The sequence below is a fragment of the Prevotella sp. AM42-24 genome, from assembly GCF_003461825.1.
In the GTDB taxonomy this organism is placed as follows: domain Bacteria; phylum Bacteroidota; class Bacteroidia; order Bacteroidales; family Bacteroidaceae; genus Prevotella; species Prevotella hominis.
This window is the reverse complement of sequence record NZ_QTXV01000005.1, coordinates 85,500-101,338: the sequence shown is the minus strand read 5'-3', so window position 1 is coordinate 101,338 and position 15,839 is coordinate 85,500. Positions and strand designations below refer to the sequence as shown.

12 protein-coding genes are annotated in these 15,839 nt (G+C 44.3%); 8 read left to right on the top strand and 4 right to left on the bottom strand.

The window, feature by feature from the left end; genetic code table 11:
- Position 1 precedes the first annotated feature (1 nt).
- The 4 genes from DW917_RS03145 (at position 2) to DW917_RS03130 (ending at position 6,045) form a co-directional block, all read left to right on the top strand.
- Positions 2-487 carry a hypothetical protein gene (locus DW917_RS03145; RefSeq protein ID WP_118116405.1) on the top strand — a complete coding sequence of 162 codons (486 nt, stop codon included), beginning with the start codon at positions 2-4 and terminating at the stop codon, positions 485-487.
- A 605-nt stretch (positions 488-1,092) separates the two neighbouring features.
- Entirely contained in the window at positions 1,093-3,099 is a 2,007-nt protein-coding gene (locus DW917_RS03140) for an AAA family ATPase (RefSeq protein ID WP_233524618.1), read from the top strand.
- Entirely contained in the window at positions 3,099-5,486 is a 2,388-nt protein-coding gene (locus tag DW917_RS03135) for a restriction endonuclease (RefSeq protein ID WP_118116401.1), read from the top strand. The genes DW917_RS03140 and DW917_RS03135 overlap by 1 nt, the downstream gene beginning before the upstream one ends.
- 52 nt (positions 5,487-5,538) lie before the next feature.
- Positions 5,539-6,045, top strand: a complete 507-nt coding sequence (locus DW917_RS03130) for a very short patch repair endonuclease (protein ID WP_118116399.1) — start codon at positions 5,539-5,541, stop codon at positions 6,043-6,045.
- A 161-nt stretch (positions 6,046-6,206) separates the two neighbouring features.
- On the opposite strand, the gene DW917_RS03125 is transcribed toward DW917_RS03130, so the two are convergent.
- Positions 6,207-6,503 (bottom strand): nucleotidyltransferase family protein, encoded by a 297-nt coding sequence (locus DW917_RS03125; protein WP_118116486.1) that lies wholly within the window; start codon positions 6,501-6,503, stop codon positions 6,207-6,209.
- A 145-nt stretch (positions 6,504-6,648) separates the two neighbouring features.
- The gene (locus DW917_RS03120; protein WP_233524617.1) at positions 6,649-8,232 is read right to left on the bottom strand and encodes an ATP-binding protein; all 1,584 of its coding nucleotides are present in this window, start codon (positions 8,230-8,232) and stop codon (positions 6,649-6,651) included.
- Positions 8,233-8,534: 302 nt separating this feature from the next.
- On the opposite strand from DW917_RS03120, the gene DW917_RS03115 reads away from it, so the two are divergent.
- The 4 genes from DW917_RS03115 to DW917_RS03100 all read left to right on the top strand — a co-directional run bounded on the left by DW917_RS03115 (position 8,535) and on the right by DW917_RS03100 (position 13,608).
- A complete protein-coding gene (locus DW917_RS03115; protein ID WP_233524616.1) occupies positions 8,535-9,515 on the top strand; it encodes a hypothetical protein in 981 nt (326 codons plus the stop codon).
- Positions 9,516-9,730: 215 nt separating this feature from the next.
- Positions 9,731-10,732 (top strand): calycin-like domain-containing protein, encoded by a 1,002-nt coding sequence (locus DW917_RS03110; protein ID WP_118116482.1) that lies wholly within the window; start codon positions 9,731-9,733, stop codon positions 10,730-10,732.
- A 40-nt stretch (positions 10,733-10,772) separates the two neighbouring features.
- Positions 10,773-11,582, top strand: coding sequence for an HmuY family protein (locus tag DW917_RS03105; RefSeq protein WP_233524615.1), 810 nt, complete (start codon positions 10,773-10,775; stop codon positions 11,580-11,582).
- A 46-nt stretch (positions 11,583-11,628) separates the two neighbouring features.
- Positions 11,629-13,608: a TonB-dependent siderophore receptor gene (locus tag DW917_RS03100; RefSeq protein ID WP_118116393.1), complete on the top strand. Its 1,980-nt coding sequence runs from the start codon at positions 11,629-11,631 to the stop codon at positions 13,606-13,608.
- A gap of 124 nt (positions 13,609-13,732) precedes the next feature.
- Here the strand turns inward: DW917_RS03100 and DW917_RS18055 are convergent, their stop codons facing one another.
- A complete protein-coding gene (locus tag DW917_RS18055) occupies positions 13,733-13,855 on the bottom strand; it encodes a hypothetical protein (RefSeq protein ID WP_255415304.1) in 123 nt (40 codons plus the stop codon).
- A gap of 110 nt (positions 13,856-13,965) precedes the next feature.
- Positions 13,966-15,735, bottom strand: a complete 1,770-nt coding sequence (locus tag DW917_RS03095) for a hypothetical protein (protein ID WP_118116391.1) — start codon at positions 15,733-15,735, stop codon at positions 13,966-13,968.
- Between the last annotated feature and the right edge of the window lie 104 nt (positions 15,736-15,839).

The following is a 15,839-nucleotide window of genomic DNA, read 5'->3' as shown; positions in this document are numbered from 1 at the left end:
TATGGGAATGGTAAAGAAAATTCGGCGTCAAGACAGTGGGTGGAAGCAAACCGCTGGATGTTCTGGGGAGACGAGTATTAATTTGAGTAGTGAAATATTCGACTATCTTTCCTATGGCATGGTAGATTCTGGTGAAGAATGTGGAATAACTTTTCGTATTTATAAGAAGGACTATGTTGATGCTTTAAGTTTTATTGAGTCTCAGCTTCCTCTGTATAGAAGTACATCTAGAGAAAGTATAAAAATAGAAGTAGGGAATCCTATCTTTGAGAAACTCTTATGTGCCATAGATAGTTTCTTTGGCAATAATGATTTTAAGGAGTATACTGTTACTTTGTATCGAAGAAAGGATGGAAGGATTTATTTAAAAAACTTGAAGCAAAAAGGGTTTACGATTCGTGATTTCCTAGTTGAATTTTCTTCTGCTTTAGATTTCGAAATGGTAGATGATTGCTTTGAATTGAGATTGATACCGTTTTACATTTAACAAAAAAAGATATGATAACATTATATAAAGAATATTCGATTGGCGTTAAAAAACTCTCTGATGCAGAGTTGAATAGAGATAACTCTCCTAGTGGTCAAACTCACATAGGACTTTCTGAGAAGGTTTTGACCTATCTGCCAAATACTCCAGTTCAGCAGGATGGTATTCTTGTTGTAAATCAGTCATGTTCTTTTGTGGAGTGTGCGTTTAGCAAGATAGGTAATAAGAGAAGTACTAAGATTGATTCTCAAACTAGTACACCTGTAAAGTCTGTTGTTAAGCAAATTAGAAATATTGCTTCTAACGCAAATGTAGAATGGTATCTTGTGTGGTTCGCATTGGAAAACCAGACTCCTGTATTCTGGCTTCTAAATGAAAAGTCTGAGGATTATTTGGGTTTGGAGGATATTTTCGAAAATAGCCAATCTTTATCTGTATATACAGCATCAAAGGAAGAATATTTTAGATTGCTAACTAAAATTCGTTCTTTCAAAAAATTGCTTGCTATAATGGATTCAACGTATGATACTTCGCACGAGAATAGACTTATTGCAATATCTAAAGAACATAGAACTTTTGTACATTTATGTTTGGATTATTTTCGTATGATGGGAGAGTTGGACAAAATGCTCCCCTATTTTAATACAAAAGAATCTAATGTGCCTGTCTCTATTAAAAAAGATGGTGCATATAAGTTGCAGAATATGTTTATGTTTGCCGACATAACGGAAATAAATACTCGTAATTCGACAGATAATGGAAGAAGATGGTACACAGATCCATTCTTTGTTGATGGAAGAGAAATGTATCTTTATGTAGATTGGTTTCCTGGAAAAGATTCAAAAGGAAAAGATACCCAGTTGATGGTTCCAGATTTTGTCAAGTTTGTATCTGATTGCTTTGGCAAAAAATATGTGTATCGCAATGCTCAAGGAACTCATGAGATGTGGGAGATTAATAATCCGGAAAGTTTTGAGACCATACAAAATGTAAATGGTGAAGAAACTTCTGACTACGTTAACTTCAAGCATCTCCTGGAGTATTTCTGTGCCCATCTCCAATATGTTGTTACTGGTGATAAAACGGTAAAAGGCTATGAAGAATATCTGGAGCCTTTTATAAAGAATGATTCTTTCAGAAGGTCCGGACAAGGATATAATAGGGGTAAAATCCAAAAGCAAATAAAACAGTGGGAGAATTATTCTGCTGGTAAAATTTGTATTGCAGTACATGGACAGGGAGCTAAAAGTAATGCTTCTTATCTTCATTGGAATAGAACTGGACATAATGTGCTTGCCAACTGGAATGGGGATGCTATTATTTCTCTGAAACTGGTAGAATATCTTGAACCTTCTAAAGAAAGAATTACTAAAGATGTTGTGTCTTTGGATGACCTTGGCTTATATGACGGACAGGAACCAAATGAGAATCTCCGCAAGTTCTATGATGCATTTGTTGAATTGTTGAAAAATGATTCAACTATGCCATTGGAAGAACCCGAGGACGGCCCTCTGGAATTTGGAGATTTCACCCCTCGTCAAATCATCTACTATGGTGCTCCTGGTACAGGTAAATCTCATACTATCAAGAAAGAAGAGGATGAAGGTAAGATTACCTGCATCCGTACCACCTTCCACCCTGATAGCGACTATGCTACTTTTGTGGGATGCTACAAGCCACATAAGATAAAAGGTACCAGTAATAACTTGACTTATGAGTTTGTGGAGCAGGCTTTCCTGGAGGCTTACAAGCAAGCCTGGATGAATCCGAAGAAGGAAATCGCCCTGGTTATCGAGGAGATTAATCGTGGTAACTGTGCCCAGGTGTTTGGTGATATCTTCCAGCTCTTGGATAGAAGTGGCGACGGATGGAGTACTTATCCTATCAAGGCTGATACGGATATTGCAGAACATCTGGAAGAACTTCAAATCTCTGGATATACTGCGACTATGAATCAGAGATTCGGCTTGGACAAGGAAGGTTGCGAGAAATATCCTGATAGGAATTGGTTTGGCTTTATGGCCCTGCCACCTAATATGAGTATTCTTGCCACCATGAATACCAGTGACCAGAGTCTTTTCCCAATCGATTCTGCCTTCAAGCGCCGCTGGGACTGGAAGTACATCAAGATTAAGCCTGGTAAGAATGAGAATGGGGAGAAGTTAGACTGGAACATCCAGATAGAGGGTGCGAACGGGGAACCTGTGAAAATTATCGGCGAGGAAACCCAACTCTCTTGGTGGAGCTTCATTCAAAAAGTGAATGAAATTATTGCCTCTATGACATCAAGTGCAGATAAACAATTGGGTTATTTCTTCTGTAAACCAATAAAGAAAACAGATGAAGCAGACGAGAGACCAACTATCATCACGGCCGATGTATTGGTAGGTAAAGTGATTTTCTATCTTTGGAACGATGTCTTTAAAGACTATGGCTTCGAAGATGCCTCACTCTTCACTTATCAAGAGGAAGTGAAGGGAAAGAAAATGGAGAGAGACCTGGCTTTTGCTGATTTCTACGATGAAGAAGGAGATAAGGTAAATACAGAAAGACTGGTTGACTTCTTGAAGAGAGTGATGAACTGGCAAAACAATAAATCGGAGAACGAATAATGTATATTCTATTTGAGGAACATCAGTATGAAAGCTCGAAAGTAGAGAATATCTTGAAGGACATCTATGTTTTGCAGGATGTAGACAAGAAAGTGAGCGTACAGTATGTGGGTTATTTCTACAATCCGCAGTTGAGAGACTGTGTCTTTATTTTACCTAAGGTACTCTTGAAAGATGATCCTCAAAAGAAAGTGGAAGTGCTGGCTGGAGTGACTCTTGAAAATGGGGAAATGGTTAGCCCAGAGCAGGTCTTGACACCTGAAGACCAGAAAAAACTCAGCAGAGAATATCGTAAGTTCATTTATGAATTTTCTGTTTGGGTTTACCGTGCTCTGAGCGTATTCTACAAGGCTAATCCTGATAGTAAAGCTATTCTCTATAAACATATTACACAATCAGGAAAAGGCAAGCGGCAGCACACGAATACTTATCTTGATATTGTTCTTTCGCTGATCAGATTCAATCGTGAAAACCGGGATTTTGTGCTCTTCACAGTCAAAAATATGCATCGGGGAAACAATAAGATAAACTGGACGAAAACTATTAGCCATTCTTCTGCCTTTATGCAGAGGAATGGTGCTCCTGTATATTTGAAGCTTGTTAACAAGAAGCGAATCGTGAATTTCGAGGAGGAGCTGTTTGTCATTTATTATAGTATTTTGAACTATCTGAATGAAGAATATGGTTTCCAAGCTCCTATCAATATCCAGTATGAGCTGATTACTGGCAAGCAATTTAAAGAATATCTGAGGGGTATGGGTAAGATGAGGCTCATGCAAATCAAGTATAAATATTTCTCAGATAAGGCTCTGCAACTCTGGGATTTGTGCTATGCGTTTTTTGAAAATTCTTATCGTATTGCTATTAATGCGCATGCTCAGGAATATATTCTTGCCAAGAGCTTTAATGTTGTATTTGAAGCTATGATAGATGATTTGATTGGTACTCCGCACCAAAATATACCGAAAGGGCTTGCTGACCAGAGTGATGGTAAGCGTGTTGATCATCTTTATACAGACTTGGCTCTTACATCGAATGATGCGCAAGCTAATAGGGAAGTATATTATATTGGTGACAGTAAATACTATAAGAATGGACATCCGCTTACTTCGGAATCTATTTATAAACAATATACTTATGCAAGAAACGTAATACAGTGGAACATCAATCTGTTCCTTTCTGATGAAACGGCTTTTGATGATAAAGATAGGGAGAATAGAGCGAAGGACAGAGAGAGTTTCAAGGATATTCATTTGCAGGATACTGGTGCAACTGAAGGTTATGATGTAATTCCGAATTTCTTTATCAGCGGTTTTGTGTATGATGATCACAGATATAATGCAGGGGAGAAGAATATTCGAAAGCATTATAATGGTAAGGGTAAGCATTGTACTACGGTTTCATATCAGTTTCCTGATAGACTCTTTGACCGTGATACGCTCTTCCTTTCGCAGTATGATGTGAATTTCCTGTATGTATTATTCCTTTATGCCCGCAATAAAGCTAATGAAAAGACGCAATGGAAAAGAAAGGTGAGAGATATCTTTCGTAATGAGATTAGGGAGGTTATACAGAAAGAGTATTGCATTTATGCAATGAGAGCCAAACTGGGTATTGATGGTGAATTGTACATGCAGAAACACTTTTATGAGTTAAACGGCAGAGTTTTCAAGCCTTATGGAGAGGACAGAGAAGTGTATTTTGCCTATGCTCGTCCTTATGCTAAATGGAAAGAAACGGAGACGCAGTTTAATGAACTGAAGGAAGATTTCATTATTGATGAATGCAATATGGGTAAGGATCCGGAGAAAATATTGCAACCTTCTGTTGAGAAAGAATTAGCGCTGCCTATGGTTTCGCCGCCGTGGCTCACCGTGCATTATTTGGAACGTGATTTGACTCGGGGAATTCTTGTAGGCTATTATAGATCAGAGAAGCAATTACAATGGATTCTTGGTAATAATGACAAAGGAAGCTTAGTTTATAATGTGCGCTTAAAACTTAGAGATGATGAGGCACGAGATGGTGCGCATTCTGCATATTTCTATGAAAAGCAGAATGTCCATTTTGTAATTCTCTATACTGATGGAGTTGAAGAAACTGGTGAATATCGGGTTTTCCACGTAAAGGATACTGCGGGTAAAGTGACAGAAGAAAGAATGCGTAATACCTGGTATCCGCTGGAAACAGTAGATGAAAATGATGGAGGAGGTGCTAAGCGAAATTACTTCTTCTACAGATTTGACGAGGAAGTTAATATAGGAAAGATTGATATTAGAAAATTGCTTTCTGATTTAAAAGCTGCTCATCTGAAGGAGTTTAATAGTTATGTCCCTGGTGAACCGATGTTTACGACTGCTGAAGTGTTGAAAGAATATAGGAAATAGTTCTATTTTCCTTCAACATAGCTCATTCATTTAATAATCATATTCCCATCAAATGTCAGACCGTTTAACCATAGAACAACGCCACAACAACATGGCGGCAATCAGAGGCAAGGATACCAAACCGGAGATCCTTGTCAGGAAATTTCTGTGGTCGCACGGATTCAGATACAGGCTCAACCATCCACGCTTGCCAGGAAAACCTGACATCGTGCTGCGCAAATACCGCACCTGCATCTTCGTGAACGGATGCTTCTGGCACGGACATGAAGGATGCAAATACTACGTCGTGCCGAAATCTAATACCAAGTTCTGGCAGGATAAGATTCTGCGCAATCAGCAGCGGGATCTTGAGGTAATGCACAAACTGGCTGAAATGGGCTGGCACACGATCGTGGTATGGGAATGCGAACTGAAACCTGCCGTCAGGGAACAAACCCTGGAATCGCTTGCCTTCACTCTCAACCATATTTTCCTACAAGACTGCAGCGTCAGGCATTATGAACTGCCAGAGGAAGACTCGGCTATGGCGGCGGAGCCGGAACCGAAGCATCGGGAATAGTCTGCAATAATCATTTCAGGTGTCATTAAGGTTTTCAGATGTTCTTTCAGTCCCTAATACCTTATATATTATATATGAAATACAAGCAGCGGGAATCGCTGGTTTTCTCTTTCCACTATATTTCGCTATGAAATATTCTATGGCTGATAGTAATCATTATTCTATTTGATGATGTCTATTCCATCATGTTCTATTTCTTTAAGAAGATAAGGGTTTATATGTTTGTGCATTCTTACAATATCAACGGAACACTCCAATAAGTTTTCTAAAAAGCGTTTCAGTCTAACTACAAGGAACATTTTCGGTTCCATATCTACACAGATATCAACATCACTGCCTTCTTTCTGTTCGTTTCTGGATACAGAACCAAAAAGGCGCAAGGACTTCACACCGAAGTTCTTTCTTAGTTCCTCGGCGTGAGATAAAATCTGTGAAATATAGTATTCCCTTGACTTCATAATCGTCATTATTTGTTTCTACCGCAAAGATAAGCTAAAAAACGGAAACTTCCAAGCTAAATCTTCTTTTTTAATGATTTATTACACGATTATTGTAGTCTGCAATAATCTCTTCAGTTGTCATTAAGGGTGGGTGTCATTAAGCTCATTCTGCCACTTCTTTCCAGCCAAGTAAGCCTTTACCTAAATCATCCAATTCAATGCTCAAGCCTATTACTTTACGTTTATCGCTTTTGAAAGGTTCGAGATAGTGATGGGTTCTTATCTGCTCAGCGCCAGCCGACTTACCTCCATTCTTGGATAGTTTAAGTTCTATCACATAAATGAATCGAGGAGCCTTTGCCACAATATCAATCCGACCTGTAGCAAGCATCTTTTCTACTTGCACATTCAGACCTACTGCATTGAAAAGAGTACTGATAATGAGACGATAACGCTCTTCCATATCCATACTTGCCAGCTTTTTATTGCTGTAAGGGACATCAGCAATGAGAGCCTTCAGATGCTTCATCGCCTCTGATACATTTCCTTCTCGCATAGTCTTCATCAAGAGAGTCTGCACGGAAACTGGCCTCGAATTGTTTTGCATCGTCAAAGCAGGGACCACCATTTTGTACAGCGCCCTCTTGACTTCTTCATTCGGAAAACCAAGCGTATAGACTTCATCTTCATAGCTCTTGATTGTGAGATAGCCAGACTGATAGAGAAACAATTCTGCTCCTCCATCTATCACATCCGACAACTCCAATGTTTCACGGTCAATATAGCATTCCTCGAAACGTTCCAGATCTATCTCTATATCATCCACAAACTTAGGAAGCAAAGAGGTTGCACCAGATGCAGCCCAATAATTTCGCAATTCCCCAGAGTTAAGGGCATAGATGAGGCTGTAAGGATTGTAGATGTCCACCATGTTTCTGAAAGAGAAATGATAACCATCATAATATTCTTTCAAATGATCATGGGTCTTCTGTATGGACCATCCATTCAATTTCCCCATGCTCGCTATCTCTGGCTGGAAGTTTTCTGCTATCTCCTCTTCTGTAATGCCACAGATGGCAGCATATTCTGGCTCGAAACTGATATTGGTAAGATTATTCAAGACTGAGAACAAGGATATCTGAGTGAATTTGGTAATACCTGTAACAAAGACAAACTTCTCATACTCATCGTCGGCCTTCAAAATGGCAAATACTTCCCGATAAATGGCGGTACAAGCCTCATGCTGCACCGTCTTCCAGGAATGCTGTAGTGGCGAGTCGTATTCATCAATAAGAATGGCCACCTGCTGACCGATTTTATTACAAGCAGTTTCTATGATGTTCTTGAATCTCACGGCAAGTGAACTTTCTTGACGTATTACTATTCCATACTCTGTTTCATAAGTATGGAACGCATCATCCAAATAGCTTCGTACACTTTTCGATTCTGCTCCAGCCTGACTCATATCAAGTCTGATGACCGGGCGCTTTACCCATTCCTTCTCCAGTTCCATGATCTTCAAGCCCTCAAAGAGTTCCTTTCTGCCCTCCAGATACATCTGTAGAGTATCGATGAGAACTGACTTGCCAAAGCGACGGGGACGACTGAGATAATTGTACTTATCTCCTCTATTTACCAGATTCCAAATCAAATCTGTCTTATCTACATACAGTAATTTTTCGGTTCTGATTTCCTTAAAAGACTGTATGCCTACTGGTAGTCTCCTATTCATATTCATTTCTGCCATGATCTTGCTCTTATTAGTCATGCTGCAAATTTACACAAAATAAAGGAACCATCCAAATATTTTGGGGTTAATTATAGGAGGAGGGAGATATTTGATACCTCTTCAGGTGTCATTAAGGGTGGGTGTCATTAAGTGTCATTAAGGTTTCCGGTCGTGGTCATTATTTCTGATGCCCCCTCACTTCCTCCAAAATCATTATATGTAGGTATTGCGAATCTGTCTAAATAGTAGTACCTTTGCAACTCAATTTTATATCAGTGATTCATTAATTTATAACATTTTACTATTTTAGACTTTTAAGAATGGAAATGAAGAATTTGTACTGGGGGAAGACCATCGGATCTATCCTCATCATCCTGCTCCTGATGCCGCTCGGACATGCGCTCATGATCATCATGGAACATACGTTCGAACTTACCATGCTGCACTACTCGGCTTTCGCGATGGGTTTTGTGGGACTCATCGTCACCATCTGCGGCGTGTTCGTGAAAGGGGATACGAAACAGACTTGCTATGGAATGACAGGTGCACTGCTCTTCTGGACCGGATGGGTGGAATTCCTCTTCGCCTACTATGCACAGAGATACGGCGTGCACTGCGACCTGGTGGGCAACGGTATCGTGCAGACTGCTACGGAATATGTGAATGGTGTAGGGGTTCATCATACTTATACGCTCAATGGTACTCCCATCGAGGAATTCGGACGTTCGGAACTCAAGGAAATTCGCGGTTCCCGACCTGAATACCTCATCATGCCTGCCTCTTTCGGTATGTGGATGATGTTTATCGTGATGTACGTGTTCTGCACCAAAACGGGCTGCGATTTCACCCGTTGGATTCAAAACCACTGTGGCGTGAAAGAACGTGTGGAACTGCGTCCGATGGCCCATCATCCTGCCATCGTCACCTTTATGGAATGGAACATCATGATGTGGGGTTTGTATCTGCTGCTCATGTTCTGCTACGACCCTGTCTTCCTCGGTTCTACTCATCCTATTACCTACGCCGTGGGCATTCTCTGCCTGATAGGTTCGGGCATGATATTCAAGAAGGAACTGCACATCAAGAGCTGGGGCAGAAACCTGAGAATGGCGCTTGCCAACGTGATCGTGCTCTGGTCGGCTGTGGAGATTGCTGCACGCAACGGCTTCTTCAAGGAGATATGGGTGGACCCGGGAAATCACATCGTGGAGATGGTGGGAATCCTGGTGGTTTTCATCGGTCTGATAGCCGGCTTCTGGTTCTACAGCGGCAAAGACCAAACTGCTGAAATCGTGGATTAGAATTTTAGAGATATTCCGTCTAATACCTACAAATGGGGGTTAGGCGGAATACATATTTTTAGGTATTGCACATTTCGGCGAAACCTTGTACCTTTGCACCCCGAAAAGGAACTGGAGGCCTGTGACGGGCTGCCGATTCCTCTACTTTATCCCCATCAAGGGAACAACTCAATAAAAGGTAATAGATTAGTAATTTAAACGAAAGATTGTATAAAATGAAGAAATTCTTTACGCTTATTTTTGCCACTATGTTGGCTTCCTCTATGTCGGCTCAGATGCATGGTGCTCTGAAGTTTTCTGGTGCTTCTGAAATGGCTGTGATGGGCCAGAATACTCCTTGCGAGAGCGATACGGTGAAATTTGAAATGGTCAGCATGTCGGCAGGCAACATCACGCTCCCTGCTATGGAAGGTATGGCTACCATCCCTTCGTTCACTATCGAGAATGTGACGTTTACTAAGGGCGAAAATCATGTCATTACGATGGCTGAACAGACTTTCAGCGCCAAGGTGACTGTGAATAATGAGGAGAAATCCATCACCGGTTCATCGCTTACCGGTACTTATAATATGGCTGACAATTCGCTCACGCTGAAAGTGGTGTTCCAATATGGCAAGATGCCTTTACCGCTCACCTACAGCATCAAGTCTTACTACATCAAGGAGGTGAGCAGTCCGATAGCTGTAAGCATTGGCGGAATGATGAACTATGAGAATGCGGGCGTTACTTATCAGGTGCGCAAGTATATGGATGGCGAGATGCAGAAGATGGACGTGACCGTGCCTACCTATACGCTTGACAATACTGTGATGGGCAATATGACTCTCGGCACTTACACCATCAAGGGGCTTATCTACGATGAGGCGAAGGGTGGTTTCTATCGTGACTACAAGAACGACGGTCTGAAATTCCACGTTGTCTGCAAGGGCGGAAGCATGAATATGGACAATGATTATAGCTTCAACGCCGAGAAGGACAATAATATCCTCGTGAAGTATGAAGGCAGCAAGGTGAGCGACATCATCAACAGATTCCAGATGGGGGCTATGCCTTTCTATATCTCAACCAACTTCAAGGCGGTGACCAACGGCATCGGTGCAGTGAAGGGCGAGACTGCTAAGGGCAAAGGAAAGATGTACAACCTGCAGGGTCAGCTGGTAGGTGACAACTACAAGGGTGTGGTCATCATCAACGGTAAGAAATTCCTAAAAAAATAATTTTGATAAACTTGTTTAGCAGATGATATTTCATTCAATCATGAATCATCTCAAAATGACCGTTGCTGGAGTGGGAATCCTGATGCTCACTTCCTGCAACGGTATTTTTGACGATATCTACGACCAGCCGAAGGAGATAGTGCCGGCGAAAGGTCAGCTCTTGATAGATGCTACCAGTTGGACAGACTGGTATTATGTGGACCTGAACCTGCTGCAGCGACTCACTGAGGCGGGGGATGAGGAGGCGCTGATGAAGGCGCAGACGGAATTTGCGGCTTACCCGATTCCGATGACTGCCACCGGCGAGAAAGACGAGACGGAAGCGGGACACGAGGCGGCTACACAGGGCAGAAAGGCGGGACAATATATGTACTGGTTTGATGTCTTCGGAGAGGGAATCAAGAAGAACACCTTCTCTTATTATACGCCTACTGAGGGGCAGGAGGAACCTGAGGAATGGACCTTGGCCGTACACCGCAACAATGTGAGAACCAACGGCGGGGCGGTGCTGGAGACTTCTTATACTTCGATGGACGAACTGCCGGAGAGCAGTGAGGCTTTCAGAAACATGAACTTCCAGGAGGATGAATGGAGCGAGAACCTGGTGTGGGACAGTCAGGACCTGATGCTGATGGGCTATGTGCCTTCGCAGGGCATCAGCGTGAACAAGGTGCTCTCATCATGGCTCAGCATGAAAATTCCACCTATGCCGCCTGCCTTCAGCATGAACAATCATGTGTTTATCCTGCGCCTCAAGGACGGTACTTATGCTGCCCTGCAGCTGGAAAACTATCTATCGCAGGAGGGTAAGAAGTGTTTTCTCACCATCAACTACAAGTATCCTTATTAGTAAATGCAACGGGTTTCCGATGCAATCCTGATTTTTAGAAATAACAATGAAGAAATATATTTTATTCTCCATGCTCATGGCTGGGACGGCGCCGGCTGCGGCTGCGATGGACTCGGATGATGCTTACGTGGACTCCGTTTGTCGCCAGTTTGACCTCAACGAGGTGGTGGTGACAGGCACTCGTACGCCTAAATTCCTGAAGGACACGCCGATTCAGACGCGCGTGATCAATGCACGCGAACTTGCCCGACTGGATGCTACCAATGTGCAGGACTTGCTGCAACAGGAATTGCCGGGCGTGGAATTCTCGTATGCGATGAACCAGCAGACCCATCTCAACTTCTCCGGTTTCGGAGGACAGGGTGTGCTCTTTCTCGTGGACGGCGAGAGACTGGCGGGAGAGACGATGGACGATGTGGATTTCACCCGTCTGAACATGGATAATGTGGAACGTATCGAGATCGTGAAGGGTGCGGCTTCGGCGCTCTACGGCAGCAATGCTACGGGCGGCGTGATCAACATCATCACCAAGCGAAACCGACAGCCCTGGACGCTCAACGTGAATGCCCGATATGCTAAGCACAACGAGCAGCGATATGGGGCTACGTGGGGGCTGAACTCCAAACACTGGAACAATATGCTCTCTGCCCACTTCAACCGCATGGACAATTACGATGTGCACAGTGCGGCGAATCCCGTGACCCGCATCATCTCTACGGTGTATGGGGATAAGACGGTCAATCTGAAGGAACAGTTGACGTGGAGTCCTGCCAGCAACTTCAGTCTGACGGGGCGTGCGGGATATTTCTTCCGTGAAACGGTGAGGTCGGCCGACCAGCCTGAGCGCTACCGTGACTTCTCGGGCGGTCTGCGCATGAACTGGCAGATTTCGGATGCTGACGACCTGCAGGCAAGTTATGCGTTCGACCAGTATGACAAGTCGGACTATCAGCGCATCACCCGTCTGGACATCCGTGACTACAGTAATGTGCAGAATTCCTTCCGCCTGCTCTACAATCATACTTTCGGGGGTGGCGATGTGCTGACCGTGGGTTCCGACCTGCTGCACGACTATCTCTACAACACCAATCTGGAGGGAGAAACCAGGAAGCAGGACAGTTGGGATCTCTTTGCCCAGTACGACTGGCGCCTCAACGACCAGTGGGAGCTGGTGGGTGCGCTGCGCTACGACTATTTCTCCGACGGCAAGGATTCTCATCTCACGCCGAAGTTGAACGTTTGTTACAAGCCATTGCGCAATCTTGCTATCCGTGCCGGCTATGGTATGGGATTCAGGGCGCCTACGCTGAAGGAGAAGTACTACAACTTCGATATGTCGGGCATCTGGATCGTGGAGGGCAACGAGCATCTGAAATCGGAGGTGAGCCACAACTTCAATCTCTCGGCCGAATATACTAAGGGCCACTACAACTATACGGCCTCTATATATTATAATAAGGTGAAGAACAAGCTTTCTACGGCGGCTCCTTATTTCAAGACGGCGGAAGACAAGCTGCCTTACCTGCCTTATTCTAATCTGGACGACTACAGCGTGTGTGGTGGTGAAGTAGGGGCACAGGCGAAATGGAACAATGGTCTGGGTGCTCGCATCACTTATGCTTATACGAAGGAGCAGCTGGCGAAGGACAAGGACGGGAATTCCATCAACAACCAGTATATTCCTGCCCGTGAGCATGCGCTGAACGTTCGTATGGACTACGATCGCCAGATAAGCAGCAACTATGGGCTGAACATCGGTTTGCAGGGGCGTGTGCTTTCGGGCGTGGAGAATGTGGAATACAAGGACTATTATGATGTGAGCAAGGGCACGATCTCCGTGGAATATCCTGCCTACACCCTCTGGAAGCTCTCGCTGGTGCAGCGCATCGGCAAGGCGGTGAAGGTGAATGCGGCGCTGGATAATCTCTTCGGATATAAGCCTAAGTTTTATTATCTGAACAGTCCGATTACGGATGGAGTGACCTTCCAGGTAGGTGTCTCCATTGATATTGACAAGTTTTTCTAATGTTCATTTAGAAAATTCTCAAGTTGTCTTTAGAAAACTTACTGAAATTAACTATAATTTCTTCTGCATGATAAAAATCCCAATCCACGGAATTGATTCCAAAGGATTGGGATTTGTTTTTTTCCTATTTTCTTTTTTCGCTTCTCTTTTCTTTCTTGAAACATCTTCCCTGAAAGTCCTCTCTTTCTCTTCTCTTTCTTGAAAATCTTCCTTGAAAGTCCTCTTTCTCTTTTCTTTCTTCTTTCATTGAAAAATCTTTCTTGAAAGTCCTCTCTCTAAGAGTCTTCTCTTTTTGGAAGTCAGTATCCTCTCTGTTTCTCGTAAATAAAGCCGTTGGCGATAGGTGAGAAAAGAGGGTTAAAAATAATAGGTGCAGCCGATGGTGGCGGCGCGGTTGCCAAAGTGCTGACTTGCCATGTCGTGGAAGCGGCCTTCAAGCGTCCAGTGCTTACCCAGATTCTTATATACTCCCACTTCGGCATAGAGATTAGCCGGGGTATAGGCATTGCTGCTGCGGCGCGTGCACCAGATGATGTTGGAAGTGAGGCGCCAGCCATCAGCTAACGTGAACTGCGGTGCCAGCTTGAATACGGCAAAATGGTTGTAATCTGCATCGCGCTGCTGAGTTTCCTCAGAAGGGGTCTCGCTACGCTGCCAGAAGTAGTTGATACCGGCAGTGAGGCGCATGATGCCCTTATGCCAGAAGGCGGTGGTTCCGATGCCGAGCGTATTGTCGTGGATGGAGTTGAGCTGGTGCTGGTGGATGTTCTTTACCGAGGTGCTGAGCACGAAGGCTGGGCGGCTGTAGGTATGCTTGAGTTCTATCACGTTGGCCATACTGTTGCCGATATCCGCAGTATAAACCGGCTGCCAGGCACCCTCCATATCGCCTGTGGTTATGAAATCGCCGAACTCAGGATTGAAGGTGCGGCGGCAGTAGGTGGCCTGCAGGGTATGTCCCGGTGTGAAGGTGTAATAGGCACTTGCCGAGTAGATATGGTTGCGGGTGGTATGCTTCCAGTGCTCTTCGGGCGCTATCTGCTTAGGTCGGAAGTTGATGATGCGGAAGCGGTCGCCTGCCATGAATCCCCATTTGCCGATGTTGTAATCCAGCTGGGCATAGAAATCCTGGTAGTTGGAATGGTTGATGTAGCCGGCAACGCAGTTCTTCTCGATGGAGAGACCGCCCTCGAAACCTGCCGTAATCCAGAGATTGGAGGTGATGACCGGAGTGGCGTATTCTACCACCATGAAGGGGTAGGTGGAGTGGTTCTGGTAGGGCGCAGTCTGGGTTTCTTCCAGCGTACGGCCGTTGTCGCTGATGTGCTCGGCACCGAGGGTAAAGAGGATGCTGGAGCCGTTGTCGGCGAGCGTGCGGGTATAGTCGGCCTGCAGATGATAGGCGCGCACGTAATCGGCCGGGGTGTGGGTGAAATGGTTGCGGGTATAGGTCTGCATCGCATCTATTTCGAGCACATCCTTCGCGGTAGGCGTCCAGAGCAGATTGAGCTTGGCCCCCTCGTGGGAGTAGTGGTTCACGGTGGTGCCAGAGATGTCCTGGTAGGCGTCCTTATCGCTGCTGGAGGTGCGCTGGAAGTTGCCTTCTACATGACTGAGCACACGGAGTTTATCCTGCTGGCTGATGACGCTGACGATGCCTTTTGCGCCGCCGTAGGTATCACCGAAGAGTCCCCATCTGCCGGTGGTTCCGTTCTCTTTCTTGCGTAGCGTGATGTCGATGACTTTCTTCAGACTGCTGCATCCCTTCATCACTTCAGCGTTCTGGCACACCTTGATGGTTTCTATCTCCCGAGCCTTGAAATGGTGGAGGAAGGTGGCGTAATCGAGTCCGTATTCCTGGTTGTCAATACGGATGACGAACTTGCCGTAGAGGTTGGCGAAGGGATCTCCGCCGATGATGTTGTTGCCGTCGAGCGAGATGACTTCCGGGCACATCATAAGTACGTCGAGGAGTGATTCTTCGCCGGTGAGTTCCATTTCCTGTAGATGCATGATGTATCTGTCGCCGATATGTTCAATCGGTGCAGCTTGTGTCTGGTAAGTAGTGCTGACCATCGCCAGTGAGATGAGGAGCAGGCTTTTTTTCGTTATGTTGTTAATCTTCATTTCTGTTTATATGATTGGTAAAGGATTATAGTTGCAAAGATAAAGCAAAAATCGGGGAATAACGAAAAAATGAAGGAGTTTTTTCGTTTAATGTGTAAAATAAG